The following is an 18,622-nucleotide window of genomic DNA, read 5'->3' on the forward strand; positions in this document are numbered from 1 at the left end:
TTAAAAAAGATCATTCTTTCGAATGGTCTTTTTTATTTATTATGACTAAAAAATCAACGTAAAGTTATCACAGTTATGTATTATAAAGTAAAGAGAACAAAGGGAGAATCAATTTTATCGATTTATTTAATTAATGAAAATAGAAACATGACATTTGACATGTTTTACATATTGACAAATACTATTTTATGCATAATTCATTTTAAAATAATATTTTTAGGAAGTGAATAGTTGTAAAGGATTTTTAGATGAATAATAAAAGAACTTTTATCAAAAACTTTATGACAAAAAAAACTTTGCACAATTTCCATATTCCGGTAATGGGACTGGCTTACACCATAGACAGCCCAATTCGAGTTGCCCAATATGGAATTTCTTCTGTGATCTCCATCATTGATGATGAAATCCTGGAAAAGATGAAGAACTTTTACAATAAAAAGTTCAATCTTGATTATTTCGGAATTTCAACAAAAACAGAGGATTACAGAGCAAAAAGAGTTACCGCTTATCTGGATATGGTAGATGATATCGTGAATGAGAAATTTGAATCTTTCAAACAGGAAATCAGCAAAAATAAAGAGGCTTTGAGGGACTTCATGGCCATGCTTCCCAATACTTCAGATCTCAAAAACAGCCTTCAGAATCTTATTAATCAAAAGGATGAATGGAGTTTCAATATCAAAAACTTCATTGAATCCAATCTAAAACCGGGAAGTATTGATGTCAATATCATGACGAAAGTAGATAAAGACAATTATCAAAATAACGAACAGCTTCCTGTGATGTACAACGACGCCCATGCCTCACTGCGTGGATTTGCCAAAAGTAAATTATCATCATCAATGGTTCTTTCTGCAGGCATGAATCCTCGTTTGTACAGCTATATGGAAGAGTTCGAAGATTTTTTCCCGGATGAAAACGGAAAGATCAAAAAGAAAATTATTCTTAAAGTAAGCGATTTCCGTTCTGCCATGATTCAGGGGAATTTTCTGGCCAAAAAAGGGTTGTGGGTATCAGAATACAGGATAGAATCCGGACTGAATTGTGGAGGCCATGCTTTTGCAACCGAAGGAATGCTTCTGGGACCTATTATGGAAGAATTCAAGCAGAAAAAAAATGATCTGATACAATCTGCTCATGCCTTAATGATAGCTGCTTTAGCACAGAAAGGAAAGCATGTAGTTTCTGAGCCTTTGGAAATGAAAATTACCGTTCAGGGGGGAGTAGGAACTTCTGAAGAACACGAGTTTCTGCTGGCTAATTACAGTGTAGACAGTGTTGGATGGGGTTCACCATTTTTATTGGTTCCGGAAGCAACCTCTGTAGATACCGAAACCCGAAATTTACTTGTGCAATCAAAAGAACAGGATTTTTATCTGAGTAATATTTCTCCGCTGGGAGTGCCTTTCAATACCGTAAAAGGGACATCTAATGAAGTATTGAAGTATGAAAAAGAAGCAAAGGGGAAATATGGAAGTTCATGTCCAAAAAAACTTTTGGCGCTAAGCAAAGAATTTTCTCGGGAAGGAACCTGTACCGCTTCCAGAAAGTATCAGGATATCAAACTGAAAGAGTTGTACGACAACAAGGAAACCTTGCCTGAAAAGGAATTCAACAGGAGAAAATCAGAAATCACAGACAAAGCCTGCCTGTGTGTTGGGCTGGTGAATGCTGCATACATGGAGCAAAACCTTGAAATTAAAGGCGAAAAACAAGGCGTTGTGATATGTCCGGGACCTAATATTGCCTTTTTTGACAAGGAAGTTTCTCTTTCGGAAATGGTGCAACATATTTATGGAAACACCAATATTCTTTCCGACAACCAACGTCCGAACATGTTTATTAACGAATTGAAAATGTATGTAGATTATCTGAAAAAAGAAGTTTCAGAATCTACTGTGCAGATTACCCATTCTCAGACCAAAAAATGGAACGCTTTCAAGAAAAATGTTCTTGAAGGGATAGCATATTATCATGAGCTTTTTAAAGCATCATCATTCTTCAGTAACGGTTTATCAACCATCAACCTGCAATTACAGGAATATAAGCTTCAGCTTATCGCTATTGAGGTTCCGCAGGTTGAAAAATAACCGTATTTTTTAATTGATAGATAATAAAAACAGCTTTTACATGGGCTGTTTTTATTTTTTAGTTGTTTTTGTTGGAAAACACACCGGTGCAAGAATATTTCGACTTTGCTCAATGTAAGATTTTCAGAAAGAGATATAAAATAAACAGCATTCAATTTTATCGGAGATAAAATCTTTGCCTCTTAAAGCAGTTAGTTTTTAATTTATTTGCGCCTTTGCGCTTTTCCAACAAATATTTAGTCAAAAAAACTGAGGAAACATCAGCATTTTCATTTATAATAACTATTGCGTGAATGGCTATATTGAATATTCCCCAGACTTAATATTGCTTACCTTAGAGCTCACTTAGTAAATTATTTTTATGGAAAAAAGAAAAATCAAAAACACCGATTTATCGATTGCGCCAATCAATTTCGGAGGAAATGTTTTTGGATGGACGCTGGACGAGAAACAGTCTTTTGATATACTGGACCGCTTTGTTGAAGCAGGATTCAATTTTATAGATACTGCAGATACCTATTCATGGTGGGTAAACGGAAAAGGAGGGCAGTCTGAAGAGATCATCGGAAAGTGGATGAAGAGCAGAGCTAACCGTAATGACATCGTTTTGGCAACCAAAGTGGGTTCAGAAACAAAAGAACACGGTTATGATATCAGCAAAAAGCATATTCTAAAATCTGTAGATGAGTCTCTACAAAGGCTTCAGACGGATCATATTGATCTCTATTATACGCATTTTGATGACAATACCACTCCGGTAGAGGAAACCCTTTCCGCTTATGATGAGATCATTAAGGCTGGAAAAGTACGTTATATTGCGGCTTCCAACTTATCTCCGGAACGTTTGAAAGCATCATTTGAAGCTGCGGAAAAGAATAACCTTCCTAAATATGTCGCTTTACAGCCTCATTATAATTTAATGGAAAGAGAAGGCTTTGAACAAAATTATGCTCCTCTTGCAGAGCAGTTTGATTTAAGTGTATTTCCATATTGGTCTCTGGCAGCAGGTTTCTTAACAGGTAAATACCGCGATGAAGCAGATCTTGCAAAAAGTGCAAGAGGTGAAGGAGTAAGAAAATATTTAAATCCAAAAGGGCTTGAAGTCTTAAAAGCACTGGATCAGGTGAGTGCAAAACACAATACCACGCAAGGAACGGTTTCTCTGGCATGGCTGCTATCCAATCCATTGATCACAGCACCTATTGTAAGTGCTACCAGTGCATCACAACTTGAAGCGGTATTCAATGCACCAAAACTTATTTTAGACCAGGAAGATATTGATCTGCTGAATAACGCAAGTAACTAATTTTTTCGACTTTATTATAGACTAAAATTAAATCCGTTCAGCAGTGAACGGATTTTTTTATCATTCGACGATGTTAACCACCCCGTCAAAAATTCTTTGAATTTTCGCCACCCCTCCAGAGGATGGGAATTCAGGTTTTCGGTTGTTATATTCTGTTATTACTATTAATCGGAATATTCTTTCAAAAGCTGTCTGTAGCTCATTAATATGGATGATTTTGAGATAAAACCGATAAAATCATTATTGTCATTCACTACAGGTAAATTCCATACTCCTGTATCGTCAAAGGTCTGCAGAATATCCAATGGTTTATTCTCGCGATGAAGAACCGCTGATGGAGCTTTCATGATTTGAGTCACTGTCTGAGACGTTTCCATTTCTTTATTAAACAAATAAGGTCTTATATCATCTAAAGTAAGAACCCCTCTCAGTTTTCTGCTTTCATCCACAACGGCAAAAATATTTTTATCACCATTCTTTACCATTTCAAACAGCTCTGTAACAGGAGCATTTTCATTAATGGTCTGTGAATATTTGTCAATAAAATCTTCAGTTCTTAAAGCAAAAAGAAGGTTTTTATCATGCTTATTGGTGAAAATCTTTCCTTCATCTGCTAAAGATTTTAGTTCCGGAGAAATAGGAGAGAACCATTTGGCAATAAGGTAGGATATAATGGAAGCAATCATTAGAGGAATAAACAAATCATATCCAAAACTTGATTCTGCAATCAGAAATATAGCCGTAAGCGGGGCATACAGTACACCGCTCATAGCGCCTGCCATTCCAACCAGTACAAGATTGGTCACCGGAACATCTGTAAACCCAATATGCTGACAAACCAATGCAAACAAATATCCCAAAGTTCCTCCAGCAAAAAGAGAAGGGGCAAAGTTTCCACCATTTCCACCACTGAAGATTGTGAATGAGGTTGCAAATGCCTTTAAAAGCAATACCAGAACCAAAAATATGATAATGGTCCAGTCTCCGATTTCAAAATATCTAAAAAAACTGTTTTCAATAATAGTGTAGGTATTTCCGTTGGTAAAAGCTTTTACCGTTTCATATCCTTCCCCAAACAGAGGAGGAAAAAGAACACATAATAGAGAAAGGACAGCTCCTCCGAACATCGCTTTACGCATTCTCGAAAGCTGAAGTCCTTTTATAAAATGTTCTACTTTTTGAGAAATAATAACGAAATAACGGGCATACAACCCTGTGACAATTCCTAAAATAAGATAATATGGAACATTTTTATAGTTGAACGGATCTCTCGTATAAAATCTGAAAAGAACATCTTCCTGAAGCAAAATCCTCGACAAAAGGCTTCCGCAGACCGCAGCCACAACCAGTGGAATAAAATCTGTGAAGACTACTCCGGTCAAAAGAATCTCAAAGGCAAACATAATTCCGGCAATAGGAGCATTAAAAGCAGATGCAATCCCGGCAGTAGCACCAGCAGCCAGCAATAAAGTACGTTCTTTATAGCTTAGTCTGTAGGTCTGTGCATAATTGGAACCAATAGCAGCTCCGGTAACGGCAATAGGGCTTTCCAAGCCGGCAGAACCTCCCAATCCTACGGTAACAGCACTTTGTATCACCTGAGAATACATTTTAACGGACGCTACAATACTGGAGTTCTGTGCAATTTCATACAAAATGGCTCCAATCCCTTTACGATCCTGACCTTTAAATAGGGTCAGAACGATCATCGTAGTCAGAACAATTCCTAAAAAAGGAAAAACGATATAAAATAATATCTGATATTCAAAATGAACTTTATTGGTAATGAAATAATGAATATTGTGCACCAGAGTTTTCAGGATAACTCCCGCAAGACCAGCCGTACAGCCAACCAGAATTCCGGAAAGAACAAGAAATTGGTTTCTGCTCAGCCTGTTGTTCAGCCAATGCAGAATAAGTTCATAACTGCGTGCTTTTTCCAGACCGTATTTTTGGAAATCTCTTTTAAATTTAAGGAAGCTCAGGTACTTTTTTTTGTTGTGAATTTTCACCTTGGAAATATTTTACACTATCATCAGATTGATACAGTTCTGTAAATTTATGAAATATATCACAAAAAACCTCCTTTTGAACCTTTACACTTGTTCTATAGATTCTATTTTTTTAATTTAAAATTCAAAATTTCTTCTAAATTTGGTAATAGATTTATCGCATGAAAATTCTCATTATTGAAGACGAAGCCGCGCTTGCTCAAAGTATTTCCGAATATCTTTCCGGAGAAAATTATCTCTGCGAAACGGCCAGCACATTTGGTGAAGCTATGAGTAAAATAGAAACATTTGATTATGACTGTATTTTGCTGGATATTATGCTTCCTGATGGAAATGGACTTACAATTCTGGAAGAATTAAAAAAACAACAGAAACAGGACGGTGTGATTATTATTTCTGCAAAAAATGCTCTTGATGATAAAATTGAAGGACTGAAACTGGGTGCAGACGATTATCTCACCAAGCCTTTTCATCTTTCTGAGCTTATGGCAAGGGTATATTCTATTATCCGGAGAAAACAATTCAGCAGTTCCAATGTAGTAAAACAGAATGAACTTCAGATTGATCTGTTAGCCAAAACGGTAGCTGTAAACGATGAAGTTATTTCGCTGACTAAGAAAGAATTTGATCTCCTCATTTATTTTATCGGAAACAAAAATAAAGTAATCTCTAAAAGTACGCTGGCGGAACATCTCTCCGGAGACTTTGCTGATATGCTTGACAATCATGATTTTGTATATGCCCATGTAAAAAACCTTAAGAAAAAGCTCTATGACGCGGGATGCGGCCATTATCTTAGAACAGTGTACGGAACGGGGTATAAGTGGGAAAGCTAGAGTAATTATGAATGATGAATTATAAATTATGAGTGAAAAGAAAAATGTGCTGAAAGATAAAAGTTTTAGTTTTACAATTAGGATCATTAATCTTTATAAATATCTCTCAACTGCTAAGAATGAATATGTTCTGAGTAAACAACTATTAAGAAGCGGAACAGCAGTGGGAGCCTTAATAAGAGAATCGCAGAATGCAGAAAGTAAGGCAGATTTTATTCATAAACTCGCTATCGCCCAAAAGGAGTGTGATGAATCTATTTACTGGATTGAGCTTTTGTTTCAGACAGATATTTATCATCCACAGAATATGAAAGTATCAATAATGAAGCTACAGAAATATTAAAAATAATCCGAAGTATCATCATTACAACAAAAAATAAATCATAACTCATAATTTATAATTCATAATTACTGTGAAGCCTCTACTTACCAAAACCACCAAACCCTTTCTTATCTACGTACTCATTGTACTGATGATCAGTATTCCTGTGTACTATTTTGTGGTGGATACGATCTGGAAAAGTGAACTGGATGAGCACAATCAGATTATTGTAGAGAAAACGGCTTATGAATTCAATCAGCTGCAGCTTTCGGAAGAAGCACTCGACAAAAGTCTTGAATTATGGAATCATATTCAGCCAGAAACCAATATTGAAAGAATTTCTCCCAATCAGGTAAAGCGGGACACTATTTATACTTATGAAAGACATCTTCCATTCATTTCGGAACAAAAAAAAGAACGTTACAGGTGTCTTGAAAAAGTCATTTATATTCACAACAAACCTTATCTGTTTACCATACAGACCAATATTGAGGAATCTCATGAAACCATAGCCGTCATTGCGATGATTACCATCTTCTTTTTTGTAATGATTGTCGTTGGGCTTTTATATCTTAACAGAAAACTTTCTTCATCTATCTGGAAACCTTTCAGAAGTACATTGAACCAGCTTAAAACATTTAATCTTAATAGTCAGAATACGATAGAATTTCCGGCTTCTGATACTACTGAATTTGAAGAGCTTAATCAATCCCTTTATAAGCTTATAGAACGGAATATTTCCACATATAAAACCCAACAAGAGTTCACTGAAAATGCTTCCCACGAACTGCAAACTCCGCTGGCTATTATTAAAAACAAACTGGATCTTTTACTTCAGGATCAGAATCTTACCGAGAAGCAATACAGCATTGCAGAAGATATGAACAGGGCACTTACAAGAAGTTCCCGTATCAATAAAAACCTTTTGCTGCTTGCTAAAATTGAAAACAATCAGTTCGACAGTTCGGAAATTATTTCGTTTGATCATTTGCTTCATCAAAGTATTGATATTCTCGGAGAACACTTCGAGCAAAAAAATATTTCCGTTACAGAACACATTTCAAATGGAGTACAGGTAAGCGGAAACAATATTCTGGCAGAAATATTAATCAACAATCTTATCATCAATGCGATTCGGCATACATCTCTCGGGGGCAGCATTTCCATACAGCTTACCCATTCGGGTTTCGAAATTTCCAATTCCGGGATGGAAAAGCTGGACACGAATTTGTTATTCAAAAGATTTTCAAAACTTTCAACGGATAACAGCGGAAGCGGGCTTGGCCTTTCTATTATTCAGGAAATCTGCAGGTTTCATCATTGGACCATCAGTTACAGGTTTGAGAATCAAAACCATGTTTTCACTGTTAAAATATAGTTAAAAAATTTCCAGATTCCGGCAATTCTAAATTTCTTCTAAATCGGATGGCACCTTTGTATTGAAAACATACTGAGGTATAAATTTTATTTAGAAATGATTGTAAAAACATTCCTTTTATGGGCAGGAAAAGATCTTTATCTGCCAAATCGCCACTACTTGTGGAAGCAACGCCGGTTTCATTCCGATTCCCGTTGGAAAAATTCGGCTGCACGAATCAATGATTTTTTTTCTCCAGATACAGATACTTGTAATTCTCCGGTATCATTTATTCAATATAAATTAAATCGGAATGAGAACAGCAAATAAAGTTGCAGCCGTGACTCTTCTTTTTTGGCTGATGAAAATTGTAGCCACCACATTAGGAGAAACTTTAGGTGATTTTATTTCTATGACACTTAATCTCGGATATGTTGTAGGAATTCTTGTTACCCTGCTGTTTTTTATAATCATTGTAACGGTACAGCTCCGTTCGAAAAGATATATTCCGGCAATTTACTGGATGGTGATTATAGGAAATACAACCTTAGGAACGGAAATCTCTGATTGTCTCGACAGAACACTGAAAGCCGGATACCTCACAGGCAGCTTAATTTTATTTTCCGGTCTTTTACTTTCTTTGTTTTTATGGTATAAGAAGTACGGTAACCTTGAGGTGTATCCCATTTTTGAAAGGAATAAAGAACTGTATTACTGGACTGCCATCTTATTTTCCAACAGTCTGGGAACTGCTTTTGGAGATTTTCTGAGTGATAATTTAGGACTCAGCTATATGACCGGAGCTTTGATTACCGGACTGATTATTCTGATCGTTGTAGTGCTTCATTATGCCACCAAGATCAATCATGTTTTGCTGTTCTGGATTGCTTTTGTTTTTACCAGACCATTTGGTGCCACATTCGGAGATCTTTTAACAAAACCTTTAGCTAAAGGAGGTCTTGATCGGGGAACCCTGAATGCTTCTCTGATATCTCTTGCTCTGATGGTATTGATGATTATTGTTTCACAAAGAAAAAACAACCGGGAATTACCCTTTCAAAACGAATAATTCAACATCTGTTATAATGAAAATGATTTTAAAGAAAATAAAAACCAGAAGAATGAATAAAGCAGCCCTGTTATTTTTTCCAGCCTGTATAATGGTCTCTTCTCTTGTTTCTGCACAGACAGCTTCTGTGACAGCTTCAGGAAGGATCACAGGTATAGACAAAACAGCTTTACCTTATGCCCATATTATTTTAAAAGAAGAAAAAGACAGCACTTTTACAGCCGGAACAATTACCAATGAAGAAGGCAGATTTTCTCTTACCGGAATACAACCGGATCATTATGTTCTGGAAACTTCCCTCATCGGATATAAAACACAGACACAGCCTATTTTTATAGGAAGCCTATCCGAGTTTCTGGAAATTCCTACGATTGAGCTTGTTCAGCAACAGGAAACGGAAAACAAAATAGAAGCCATTACCATTACGGCCTCCAAAAAGAATGAAATAGACAATCGTCTTGATAAGAAAACCTACTCTGTAGCAGATAATATCAGCCAAAGTGGGGGTTCTGTACTACAAAGCATGCAGAATCTTCCCGGAATTACCGTACAGGATGGCAAAGTACAGCTTAGAGGGAATGATAAAGTAACAGTATTAATTGATGGTAAACAAACTGCTCTCACCGGTTTTGGAAGCCAGACCGGACTGGACAATATTCCAGCTTCCGCGATTGATAAAATTGAGATCATCAACAATCCTTCCTCGAAATATGATGCGAATGGAAATGCCGGAATCATCAATATTATTATGAAAAAAAATAAGCAAAACGGATGGAACGGAAAAGCGGGGTTTACCACAGGCTTAGGTTCACTTTGGGTAAGAAAGGAAAACCTTCCTACGATAAGACCGCAATATACGCTCACGCCAAAGATTAATCCTTCATTGTCTGTTAATTACAGAAAAAACAAAGTCAATATATTTTTACAGGCAGATAATCTTTATACGGAAACACTTAACAAGAATGAGTTTGTAACCCGTACTTATGATAACGGAACGGTCATCAGTTCCCAGCTGAAAAGAAACAGAAATACCAATTTCTTCACCACCAAAGCCGGAATCGACTGGAATATTGATCATCAAAATACCTTAACCATTTCAGGAATGTACGGAAGTGAGAAAATTATCGACAGGGGAGATCAGCCGTTTTTCAATGGGGATATGTCCCAGCGTCTTCGTCTGTGGCAGTTTCTGGAAGATGAACTGAAAACAACAGTAATGGGAACAGCTTCTTATCAGCATAAATTCAAAGAAGCCGGACATGTGCTGAATGTAGGATTTAATTATACTTTCCATAGAGAGGATGAAAAATATTTCTATGATAATTATCTTCCTTCTTCTTCAGGAACCGATGCTTTTAAGCTATTATCTGATGAACAGGTATATGATTTCAATGTAGATTATGTAAAACCGCTGAAATATGGACGAATTGAAACAGGAATTAAGCTGAGAAACAGAAGCATTCCTACCAATATGAATTTTATTCCGGGAACTAACTCTGTTCTGGATGTTTCTGCAGGTGGAAAGGCAGATTATAAAGAGTTTATCCCTGCTGTATATGGAAATTATGTTTTTGAAAATGAGAAATGGGAAGCAGAATTGGGACTCAGATTAGAATATGTGAAAATTCAGTATGATGTCAATCCAAACCATCCAACCTACAAAAGTGACGGGTACAATTATACCCAGCCATTCCCGAATTTTAGACTTGCTTATAAGCTGGATGACCGTAATAAGTTTTCTATTTTCTATAACAGAAGGGTAGACCGCCCGAATGAAGTGGATATCAGAATTTTCCCAAAATATGATGATGCAGAAATTATTAAGGTAGGAAACCCTGCATTACGCCCCCAGTTTACGAATTCCGTTGAACTTGGATATAAACGCAACTGGGATAGCGGATATTTATATTCTGCACTGTATCACCGTTTTGCTAATGGAACCATCACCAGAATCTCCAGTATTGTTCCGGATAGTACGCTTATTTATGCCATTTTCCAGAATGCAGGAAAAAGCTATTACACAGGGCTTGAAACGATTTGGAATCAAAAAGTATCTGATATATACTCTCTTAATGTCAACGGAAATATATACCGCAATCAGATCGATGCATTTACTGTACAAAATCTCTATCCTCAGCCCAATACATTCTCTGCAGACCGACAAACCGCTATCTCAGGGAATATTAAAATGAATAACGTTTTTCATTTCTCAAAAGGATTGGATTTACAGTTTACCCTTGTTTATCTGGCTCCGGATATTATTCCGCAGGGAAGAATACAGTCAAGATTCTCAATGGATGCAGGGGTAAAAAAAGCTATTCAGAAAGGGAAGGGTGAACTCTTTTTAAATGCAACAGATTTACTCAACACAATGGTAATCCAGAAGTCTTTACAGGGTAACGGATTTGCCTATACCAGCAATGATTACTATGAAACCCAGGTACTTCGTTTGGGATACAGCTATAAATTTTAATATAAAATCGGATAATTTTAAATGTGATTTAGCATGAAAAAACAGTTTCAAAAAACACTGGTGTATGTAATGATTTTGAGCTCAGCTTTAAGCCGGATCAATGCTCAGAATACAACTGATACAATAAACGTTGAAAAGCCTGCTCAGGATAGTATTCTCACAACGGAAATTCAAAAAAGTAAACTGAATTATAAAAGCCTCATTATTCCTACAGCATTCATTGCCTATGGAGTAGCAGGTCTTTCCATCAAGAATCTGAAGCAGCTTAATCTATCCACAAAGGTTGAAATCAACGAACATCAGCCTACACAGATACAGCTGGACAATTATACCCAATATGCTCCGGCAGTAATAGTATACGGGCTCAATGCAATGGGAATAAAGGGAAAACACAACCTGAGAGACCGCACCATCATTTACGCTTCCTCACAGTTGATTGCGGCTGCTTTTACCATGCCTTTAAAATATCTTGTGAAAGAGGAAAGACCAGACGGTTCGAATACTTTATCTTTTCCTTCGGGACATGCGGCCACCGCATTTTCTTCAGCACAGTTTATGTTCCGGGAATATAAAGATACCAATTTATGGCTCAGTATTTCAGGATATCCGTTTGCGATTTTCACCGGAGTATACAGAATGCTGAATGATAAGCACTGGCTGGGTGACGTTGTGGCAGGAGCCGGATTCGGAATTCTTTCTACAGAGCTGGCTTATTGGCTATTTCCGAAAATTGACAATTTATTACGAGGAAAAAATAAAGTTAAAACTTCATTATCCTCCACAATGGTCATGCCGTTCTATCAGAATAAAATTGTGGGGATTAGCCTTGTAAAAACCTTTTAAAACAAATTCTTCATTATACTTAGTAAAGCATCATTTCTCCTTGAATGGTGCTTTTTTCTTTACACCACTTTGGCCTTACGGATTATTTTCGCCAGTATATCCGGAAAGAATCTTTTGAGGTAAACAGCCATAACTTCTTTGCCTCCTATAGCTTTTTGCCTTTTCTGTTTCTCAATAGCATGCAACATCTTTTTTGCGAAAATATCTACAGGCATTCCATTCTTTGTGGCATCATCCATTGTACCCTGTAATGAGCCGTTTCCGGTAACAGCATTAATAGAAATATCAATCTTCCCAAACTGTTCCGATGCTTTTGCGGCCAGGGCTGGCATTTCTTTATAATTTTGAAGATCCAGAGGGATCACTGCATATCGATCTTTACTCAAACCAGCATTTCCAGCTACCAAATGAAGCTGTTCTTCTTTTCTGGAGGAGAGAATGATTTTGGCGTTGCTGTTTTGTGCCAGATTTTTTACCAGAGCTTCCCCAATGCCTGATGATGCTCCTGTGATCCAGATTACTTTGTGATCGAAATAGCTGCTCATATTCAATAGTATTAAATTTTAAAGTCTGGCAATGTATTTTCCGGCTTTCATTCCTGAAAAGATACAGCCACCTAGAAATGTACCTTCCAGAGCTCTGTAGCCATGCATTCCGCCGCCGCCAAACCCGGAAGCTTCTCCTGCAGCGTACAGCCCTTCAATAATGCTGTCATCATCTCTTAATACCTGACCATTCAGATTGGTTTTTATTCCCCCCAACGTTTTGCGGGTTAAAATATTAAGACGTACAGCAATCAAAGGTCCGTTTTCAGGATCTAAAATCTTATGCGGAGCTGCAACACGTCCCAATTTATCACCTAAATAATTTCGGGTATTCCGGATATAATTAACCTGAGTATCTTTTGAATATTTATTGTCTAATTCTCTGTCTCTCGCTTCAATCTGAGATTTTATCTTTTCATATTTCAACAGATTATTTCCTGCCAGTTCATTCATTCTTGTAACCAGATCTTCAAGATTATCGGATACGATAAAGTCTTTTCCATGCTCTTTAAAAGCCTCTACCGGCTCGGGAGCTTTCTTACCAAAAATCCTTTTCAGAAAAAGAGAATAATCTTTATTGGTGATATCAGGATTCTGCTCTGAGCCTGAGAGGGCAAATTCTTTTTTGATAATTTTCTGAGTAAGAATAAACCATGAATAAGAAAACCCTGTTTCCTGAATATACTGTAAAGTTCCCAGTGTATCAAATCCAGGGAGAAAAGGAGCGGGGAGACGTTTTCCTTTTGCATCAAACCATAGCGATGAAGGCCCCGGAAGTATCCGGATTCCGTGTTTCTCTGCAATACCAATCATCTTTCCATCCACGTAAGCAGGAACCCCACACACCATATTTTCGGGTGCTTTTCCCAATCTTTCCGGCCAGTTTTTCCTTACCAGTTCATGGTTGGCACCAATTCCTCCGGAAGCAATGATGATATTTGGAGCTGTATATTCAAATGTTGAGATTACATTTCTGTTGGTCTCAGCACCTCTTTCCTTCGTATCATTTTCCAGAATATCTCCTTTAAGACCTTTTATCTTTCCGTTTTCTGTTACAAGTTCTGTTACCCGATGTCTGAATTTCATCTGAAGGAGTCCTTTTTCCTGAGCTTTGTAAGCTTTTTCTACAAAAGGTTTTACAACTCCCGTACCTGTTCCCCAGCTGACATGAAAGCGAGGTACAGAATTCCCATGACCCGTTGCCGAACCGTCGCCACGCTCTGCCCAGCCTACCATAAACATCAGCTTAATTCTTAACTTAGAAATGTATTCATATTTTTCACCAGCAGCGAATTTAAGATAAGCTTCAGCCCATTGGCGAGGCCAATAGTCTTCCGGACGGTCAAAACCAGCTGTTCCTTTCCAGTCCTGTAGTGCCAGATCATAAGAATCTTTGATTCCCATTCTTCTTTGCTGGGGTGAATTGATGAGAAATAATCCTCCGAAGGACCAGAATGCCTGTCCACCAATGTTCTGTTCAGTTTCCTGATCTAAAAGCAGTACTTTTTTCCCGGTATTGGTAATTTCCATCGCAGCGGTAAGCCCTGCCAGTCCGGTTCCGATGATAATGGCATCAGGCTGGAATTGATCTTCCATTTTCAAGGTATTTTTATGTTGATGATACTTGATATAAATGTATTAAATATTTAAATGAAGCCGTTAAAAAAATCTTAATACTTTTACTCTTTAATACAAAATAAAGAAATGAAAGAAAATCGTATATATCAGGCATTTGCTGTTTCAAAGGATGGAACCAGGCATCTCATTGAAGCTGAATCCATTATTATACAACTTGAAGAAGAAATTGAAATTTCGCTTGTTCCTCCTCATCCTGTTTTTCAGGGAAAACTGACGCTTTCCACCGGATCAGCCATCCGAGGCAGGGAGAATGAAAGAGATAGAGGAACCCAACTCATTATAGAACCCGGAGCGACAAATGTAATTCATATTACTCCAAAAAGGTTTTAAATTCTATAAAATATCTTTAATAGAGCCATTTGTCTATAGGCAGACTCTACAAAACATTTCTATCTTTGTGAAAAATAGAAGTATGAAGTATTTGTTTATCATTGCTTGCTTTGTCTGCTCGGTTTTCAGCCATGCACAGCAAAAACAGGATCCATGGAAAGGCAGCCAGCTGATGGATCCCGCGTTACTGGCTTCCAGAATTGAAAAGCATAAAGTAAAAGATCTTGTGATCATTTCAGTAGGTCCCGAAGCTATTGTCAAAGGTTCTGTAGATATTGGGCCAACCCATGAGCCTGAAAATCTGGAAAAACTGAGAACTTATCTTAAAGATGTTCCAAAGAACAGAGAGATTGTGATCTACTGCGGATGCTGTCCTTTTGTAAAATGTCCTAATATACGTCCTGCTTTTGCATTGCTGATGGAAATGGGTTTCAAAAATGCGAAGCTTTTAAATCTTCCGAAAAATATTAAAACAGACTGGTTAGATAAAAACTATCCTACAAATGATTAAGATGAAAACCGGTTTTACCATACCATTTTTAATACTATTTTCAGGATATATTGCTGCCCAAAACAAAATAGAAATAGGAAAGAAAGCTCCTGAAATTATAATGACTAAGGCAGATGGAACTTCATTTTCTCTTTCAACATTAAAGGGAAAACTGGTTCTGATTGATTTCTGGGCAACGTGGTGTGCTCCATGTGTAGAGGAACAGCCTCAATTGAAAACGATGTATGATACCTATTCAGAGCAGGTAAAAAATAATCAGTTTGAAATCCTGGGAGTTTCTTTAGACAAGAATAAAGAAAGCTGGCAGAAAGCGATTGACAGATTTCATATCAACTGGATACAGATCAGTGATTTAAAATTCTGGAAAAGCCCTGTAGCAAAACTTTATGAAGTTGATGAACTACCTTTTAACGTCATTATTGACGGGCAGGGAACTATTTTAGCTAAAAATCTTCATGGTAAAGAGCTGGAAGAATTGATAAAGGAAAAACTGATTCAAAAGTAGAACAGAATTTCTTAATACAATGTAAAAAGAGTGGTAAGTTGTTTTACCACTCTTTTTTTGTTGAAAAAGATAGAAGCATTTGTGTATTAGAATCGTGTCATAATAATTTAATATTATTTTGTAGATATAGATTAATGATTATGAGGGAATCAACCATCGCATCCAACCTTAATGTAAATATAATAAATTATCTTTACTAAATCACTAAATATTGAAATATATTAAATATTTAATTTCTTATTAAAATTCAGTTCAAGAATAAAACCTTACACTGAAACTTTTATCCCTGCTTCCAAGTTGTTGATATACAAAATACTGAGTACTTGTTTTTGTCTTCTAATTTTGTTGGCATGATAAAGAACTTTTACCTTCGGTTGGCCCTTTCAGTAATATTACTAATGCATAGTGTGATTTCTATTTTCAGTGGAGATGTGAACAATTTTGGGAATATTTACCTGAACAGTTTAGGATTCAGTCCTATAGGCATTTATGTAGCGTGGGCCGTAAAACTGACTCATCTTTTCTCAATACCATTACTGTGGATTGACAGATGTATCAAACCAGTAGCATTCTGTAATATTCTCATTTTTGCTTTTGGAATTTATTACGTTCACTGGCAGAATGGATGGTTTGTGGTAGGAGGCGGCACCAACGGAATTGAGTACAATGTTTTGCTGATTTTCAGTTTTTTTAATCTTATGTATCCTGAAGTATATTTAAAGTTTAAGAATAAAAAGAATACTTAGATCTCCAACAATGATCTCCTTTACCAATCTTTATTATTTAACATGAATCGAAACGAGTAGTTTGTAGATCATTGTGTTCATTTGCTAGACTTATATTTCTATATTTGACTGAGTAACCGGTACTTTGTACTATTAAATCATTATTAAGCTTGAAACGAAACAGCGGATCTAAGTTACGGGTTCATTTGCTTTTTTGGATATTGTATTATATTCTGGAAGTTTATCTTGACTTTTACTGGTCCAGATATCAGTTTCCGGATTTTAAATGGCAGATAAGACTTCAGAATACGCTTATGCTGGAGCTTGGTTATCTTTTGGTCAAAATGCCTCTTGCCTATGCATTACTGTATGTGTACGATAAGATTCATAGTAAAGAGATTTTCAAATACGTTTTCTATATTCTTATTGTAATAACAGCCGTTTTGGGGCATCGTTTCTTCACTCATTTTATCATTTATCCTTATATCTATGGTGTTACAGAAACTCTGGACGGAAAGCTGCCTTCAGAGTTTATCAATGGTTATGTGGCTTTCAATTCTTTTATGGATTTGATTTTTATGGCAGGGCTTATCTTCGGGGTTGAAATTACAAGGCAGAAAAACCTGTTGAAAGACCAGATTTCTCAATTAAAATCAGAAAAACTGGATCAGGAACTGACAATGCTGAAGGCACAGATCAATCCACATTTTCTTTTCAATACCCTCAATAACATCTATGGAATGGCTTTAAAAAAAGCGGACGAAACTCCGGAAGTCATTCTACAGCTTTCCAAAATAATGCGTTATAATATCTATGAAGCAGCAGAAAATACCATTTCCATAGCTAAGGATATTGAAAACATAAGGGATTTTATACAAATCCAGAAGATCCGCCACCGTGAGCTAACCTTAAATTTTACAGAAGATATTGATAATCCTTCTCAGGAAATCTCCCCTTTGATATTGATACAATTTGTAGAAAATGCCTTTAAACATGGTGTTTCAGAAAGCTTAGGAAATACATTCATAAGTATTGATATTCATTTAAAGAACGGAATTCTTACTTATGCTGTAGAAAACTCCAAAGAAGAACAGATCCAACAGCATTCTACCCAAATAGGACTGAAAAATATCCGTAGGCAGCTTGAACTGCTTTATCCTCAACACAAGCTTTCCGTGGAAGATAAGAAAGACCGTTATTTTGTAACCTTAATCATAGATTTTCATGACACCCGAAGTCTCTAAAAAATATAACTGCATTATTGTAGAAGACGAGCCCATTGCTTCAGAAATTCTGGAAAATTTTATCTCCAGAGATCCGGAACTGAATCTTGTGGGAAAATGCGCTGATGCTGTATATGCCAGCAGTCTTTTAAGTATTCATGAAGTGGATCTGATGTTTCTGGATCTTCATCTTCCGGTAGTAAAAGGGTTTAATTTCCTCAGAAAAGTAAAAAATCCTCCGTTTGTCATTGTTACCACAGCCTATCATCAATATGCTGTAGAAGGCTATGAGCTTGATATTACGGATTATCTGATGAAACCCATTCCATATGGGCGTTTTCAGACGGCTGTTGGCAAATTCAAACATTTGATGGAAGCAGAAGATGCTTTACTGGAAGTTGCTGAGCGTGATTTTATTTTTATCAGCATTGGAAGAAAGCAGGTGAAAGTTATTCTTCAGGACATTTTATATATTGAAAGTTTAAGAGAATATATTCATATTCATACAAAAGCGGAGACTTTCACCTTTAAAATGCCTATCAGTAAAATAGAAGAGACTTTAAATCCAAAAATGTTTACCCGCATTCATAAATCCTATATTATATCCCGATCAAAAATAGAAGAAAAGTCTGCGAATATCATTCAGATCAATGGGAAAAAACTTCCTGTGGGAAGAACTTATAAGCCGTTGATGGAGCTTTAGGGGTTGATGTGAAATTATGTTTAAAACCACCCCGTCAAAAATTCAAAGAATTTTTGCCACCCCTCCGGAGGAGGGGAGTTATCAGTCGTTTGATTCAAAGGCAGAGAAATATAAAGAGATAGTCTATTATTTGA

Annotated in this window: 17 protein-coding genes; 14 read left to right on the plus strand and 3 right to left on the minus strand. The window is 36.6% G+C overall.

Annotation, left to right across the window (positions count from 1 at the left end; genetic code table 11):
- The first annotated feature begins 281 nt into the window (after positions 1 to 281).
- The gene (locus tag CQ046_RS13190; protein WP_105702781.1) at positions 282 to 2,090 is read left to right on the plus strand and encodes a hypothetical protein; all 1,809 of its coding nucleotides are present in this window, start codon (positions 282 to 284) and stop codon (positions 2,088 to 2,090) included.
- A 361-nt stretch (positions 2,091 to 2,451) separates the two neighbouring features.
- On the plus strand, positions 2,452 to 3,396 hold the full coding sequence (locus CQ046_RS13195) for an aldo/keto reductase (protein ID WP_105702700.1): 945 nt from the start codon (positions 2,452 to 2,454) through the stop codon (positions 3,394 to 3,396).
- 164 nt (positions 3,397 to 3,560) lie between these two features.
- On the opposite strand, the gene CQ046_RS13200 is transcribed toward CQ046_RS13195, so the two are convergent.
- Positions 3,561 to 5,408, minus strand: coding sequence for a chloride channel protein (locus CQ046_RS13200; RefSeq protein ID WP_105702701.1), 1,848 nt, complete (start codon positions 5,406 to 5,408; stop codon positions 3,561 to 3,563).
- Between the two features lie 161 nt (positions 5,409 to 5,569).
- Here CQ046_RS13200 and CQ046_RS13205 point away from each other — a divergent pair, with 161 nt between their 5' ends.
- The 6 genes from CQ046_RS13205 to CQ046_RS13235 all read left to right on the plus strand — a co-directional run bounded on the left by CQ046_RS13205 (position 5,570) and on the right by CQ046_RS13235 (position 12,308).
- Positions 5,570 to 6,244 (plus strand): response regulator transcription factor, encoded by a 675-nt coding sequence (locus CQ046_RS13205; protein WP_105702702.1) that lies wholly within the window; start codon positions 5,570 to 5,572, stop codon positions 6,242 to 6,244.
- A 28-nt stretch (positions 6,245 to 6,272) separates the two neighbouring features.
- A complete protein-coding gene (locus tag CQ046_RS13210; RefSeq protein WP_317047018.1) occupies positions 6,273 to 6,587 on the plus strand; it encodes a four helix bundle protein in 315 nt (104 codons plus the stop codon).
- A 70-nt stretch (positions 6,588 to 6,657) separates the two neighbouring features.
- Complete coding sequence (locus CQ046_RS13215) at positions 6,658 to 7,944, plus strand: sensor histidine kinase (RefSeq protein ID WP_105702703.1); 1,287 nt, start codon at positions 6,658 to 6,660, stop codon at positions 7,942 to 7,944.
- Positions 7,945 to 8,236: 292 nt separating this feature from the next.
- Positions 8,237 to 8,992 (plus strand): hypothetical protein, encoded by a 756-nt coding sequence (locus CQ046_RS13225; protein WP_105702706.1) that lies wholly within the window; start codon positions 8,237 to 8,239, stop codon positions 8,990 to 8,992.
- 52 nt (positions 8,993 to 9,044) lie between these two features.
- Positions 9,045 to 11,465: a TonB-dependent receptor domain-containing protein gene (locus tag CQ046_RS13230; RefSeq protein WP_105702782.1), complete on the plus strand. Its 2,421-nt coding sequence runs from the start codon at positions 9,045 to 9,047 to the stop codon at positions 11,463 to 11,465.
- A 33-nt stretch (positions 11,466 to 11,498) separates the two neighbouring features.
- Positions 11,499 to 12,308, plus strand: coding sequence for a phosphatase PAP2 family protein (locus tag CQ046_RS13235; RefSeq protein ID WP_105702707.1), 810 nt, complete (start codon positions 11,499 to 11,501; stop codon positions 12,306 to 12,308).
- Between the two features lie 59 nt (positions 12,309 to 12,367).
- On the opposite strand, the gene CQ046_RS13240 is transcribed toward CQ046_RS13235, so the two are convergent.
- Positions 12,368 to 12,853, minus strand: a complete 486-nt coding sequence (locus tag CQ046_RS13240) for an SDR family NAD(P)-dependent oxidoreductase (RefSeq protein ID WP_105702708.1) — start codon at positions 12,851 to 12,853, stop codon at positions 12,368 to 12,370.
- 18 nt (positions 12,854 to 12,871) lie between these two features.
- A complete protein-coding gene (locus CQ046_RS13245) occupies positions 12,872 to 14,449 on the minus strand; it encodes an FAD-binding dehydrogenase (protein WP_105702709.1) in 1,578 nt (525 codons plus the stop codon).
- Positions 14,450 to 14,557: 108 nt separating this feature from the next.
- Here CQ046_RS13245 and CQ046_RS13250 point away from each other — a divergent pair, with 108 nt between their 5' ends.
- From CQ046_RS13250 to CQ046_RS13275, 6 genes are all read left to right on the plus strand, one after another.
- Complete coding sequence (locus tag CQ046_RS13250; RefSeq protein ID WP_105702711.1) at positions 14,558 to 14,821, plus strand: hypothetical protein; 264 nt, start codon at positions 14,558 to 14,560, stop codon at positions 14,819 to 14,821.
- An 82-nt stretch (positions 14,822 to 14,903) separates the two neighbouring features.
- Positions 14,904 to 15,332 (plus strand): hypothetical protein, encoded by a 429-nt coding sequence (locus CQ046_RS13255; RefSeq protein ID WP_105702712.1) that lies wholly within the window; start codon positions 14,904 to 14,906, stop codon positions 15,330 to 15,332.
- Entirely contained in the window at positions 15,325 to 15,837 is a 513-nt protein-coding gene (locus CQ046_RS13260) for a TlpA family protein disulfide reductase (protein WP_105702714.1), read from the plus strand. Before CQ046_RS13255 ends, CQ046_RS13260 begins: the two co-directional genes overlap by 8 nt.
- Before the next feature lie 398 nt (positions 15,838 to 16,235).
- Positions 16,236 to 16,583: a DoxX family protein gene (locus CQ046_RS13265; RefSeq protein ID WP_228406950.1), complete on the plus strand. Its 348-nt coding sequence runs from the start codon at positions 16,236 to 16,238 to the stop codon at positions 16,581 to 16,583.
- Positions 16,584 to 16,732: 149 nt separating this feature from the next.
- Positions 16,733 to 17,806: a sensor histidine kinase gene (locus CQ046_RS13270; protein WP_105702716.1), complete on the plus strand. Its 1,074-nt coding sequence runs from the start codon at positions 16,733 to 16,735 to the stop codon at positions 17,804 to 17,806.
- Complete coding sequence (locus CQ046_RS13275; protein ID WP_105702717.1) at positions 17,787 to 18,488, plus strand: LytR/AlgR family response regulator transcription factor; 702 nt, start codon at positions 17,787 to 17,789, stop codon at positions 18,486 to 18,488. Before CQ046_RS13270 ends, CQ046_RS13275 begins: the two co-directional genes overlap by 20 nt.
- Positions 18,489 to 18,622 lie beyond the last annotated feature (134 nt).

The organism is Chryseobacterium sp. MYb7 (genome assembly GCF_002979455.1).
Lineage (GTDB): Bacteria > Bacteroidota > Bacteroidia > Flavobacteriales > Weeksellaceae > Chryseobacterium.

What these genes read in the sequence shown, in the direction of transcription:
- CQ046_RS13235 (WP_105702707.1), top strand. Translation starts at nt 11,499, where the DNA reads ATGAAAAAACAGTTTCAAAAAACACTGGTGTATGTAATGATTTTGAGC.
- CQ046_RS13265 (WP_228406950.1), top strand. Translation starts at nt 16,236, where the DNA reads ATGCATAGTGTGATTTCTATTTTCAGTGGAGATGTGAACAATTTTGGG.
- CQ046_RS13245 (WP_105702709.1), bottom strand. Translation starts at nt 14,449, where the DNA reads ATGGAAGATCAATTCCAGCCTGATGCCATTATCATCGGAACCGGACTG.
- CQ046_RS13255 (WP_105702712.1), top strand. Translation starts at nt 14,904, where the DNA reads ATGAAGTATTTGTTTATCATTGCTTGCTTTGTCTGCTCGGTTTTCAGC.
- CQ046_RS13225 (WP_105702706.1), top strand. Translation starts at nt 8,237, where the DNA reads ATGAGAACAGCAAATAAAGTTGCAGCCGTGACTCTTCTTTTTTGGCTG.
- CQ046_RS13230 (WP_105702782.1), top strand. Translation starts at nt 9,045, where the DNA reads ATGAATAAAGCAGCCCTGTTATTTTTTCCAGCCTGTATAATGGTCTCT.
- CQ046_RS13205 (WP_105702702.1), top strand. Translation starts at nt 5,570, where the DNA reads ATGAAAATTCTCATTATTGAAGACGAAGCCGCGCTTGCTCAAAGTATT.
- CQ046_RS13250 (WP_105702711.1), top strand. Translation starts at nt 14,558, where the DNA reads ATGAAAGAAAATCGTATATATCAGGCATTTGCTGTTTCAAAGGATGGA.
- CQ046_RS13190 (WP_105702781.1), top strand. Translation starts at nt 282, where the DNA reads ATGACAAAAAAAACTTTGCACAATTTCCATATTCCGGTAATGGGACTG.
- CQ046_RS13195 (WP_105702700.1), top strand. Translation starts at nt 2,452, where the DNA reads ATGGAAAAAAGAAAAATCAAAAACACCGATTTATCGATTGCGCCAATC.
- CQ046_RS13275 (WP_105702717.1), top strand. Translation starts at nt 17,787, where the DNA reads ATGACACCCGAAGTCTCTAAAAAATATAACTGCATTATTGTAGAAGAC.
- CQ046_RS13260 (WP_105702714.1), top strand. Translation starts at nt 15,325, where the DNA reads ATGATTAAGATGAAAACCGGTTTTACCATACCATTTTTAATACTATTT.
- CQ046_RS13210 (WP_317047018.1), top strand. Translation starts at nt 6,273, where the DNA reads ATGAGTGAAAAGAAAAATGTGCTGAAAGATAAAAGTTTTAGTTTTACA.
- CQ046_RS13240 (WP_105702708.1), bottom strand. Translation starts at nt 12,853, where the DNA reads ATGAGCAGCTATTTCGATCACAAAGTAATCTGGATCACAGGAGCATCA.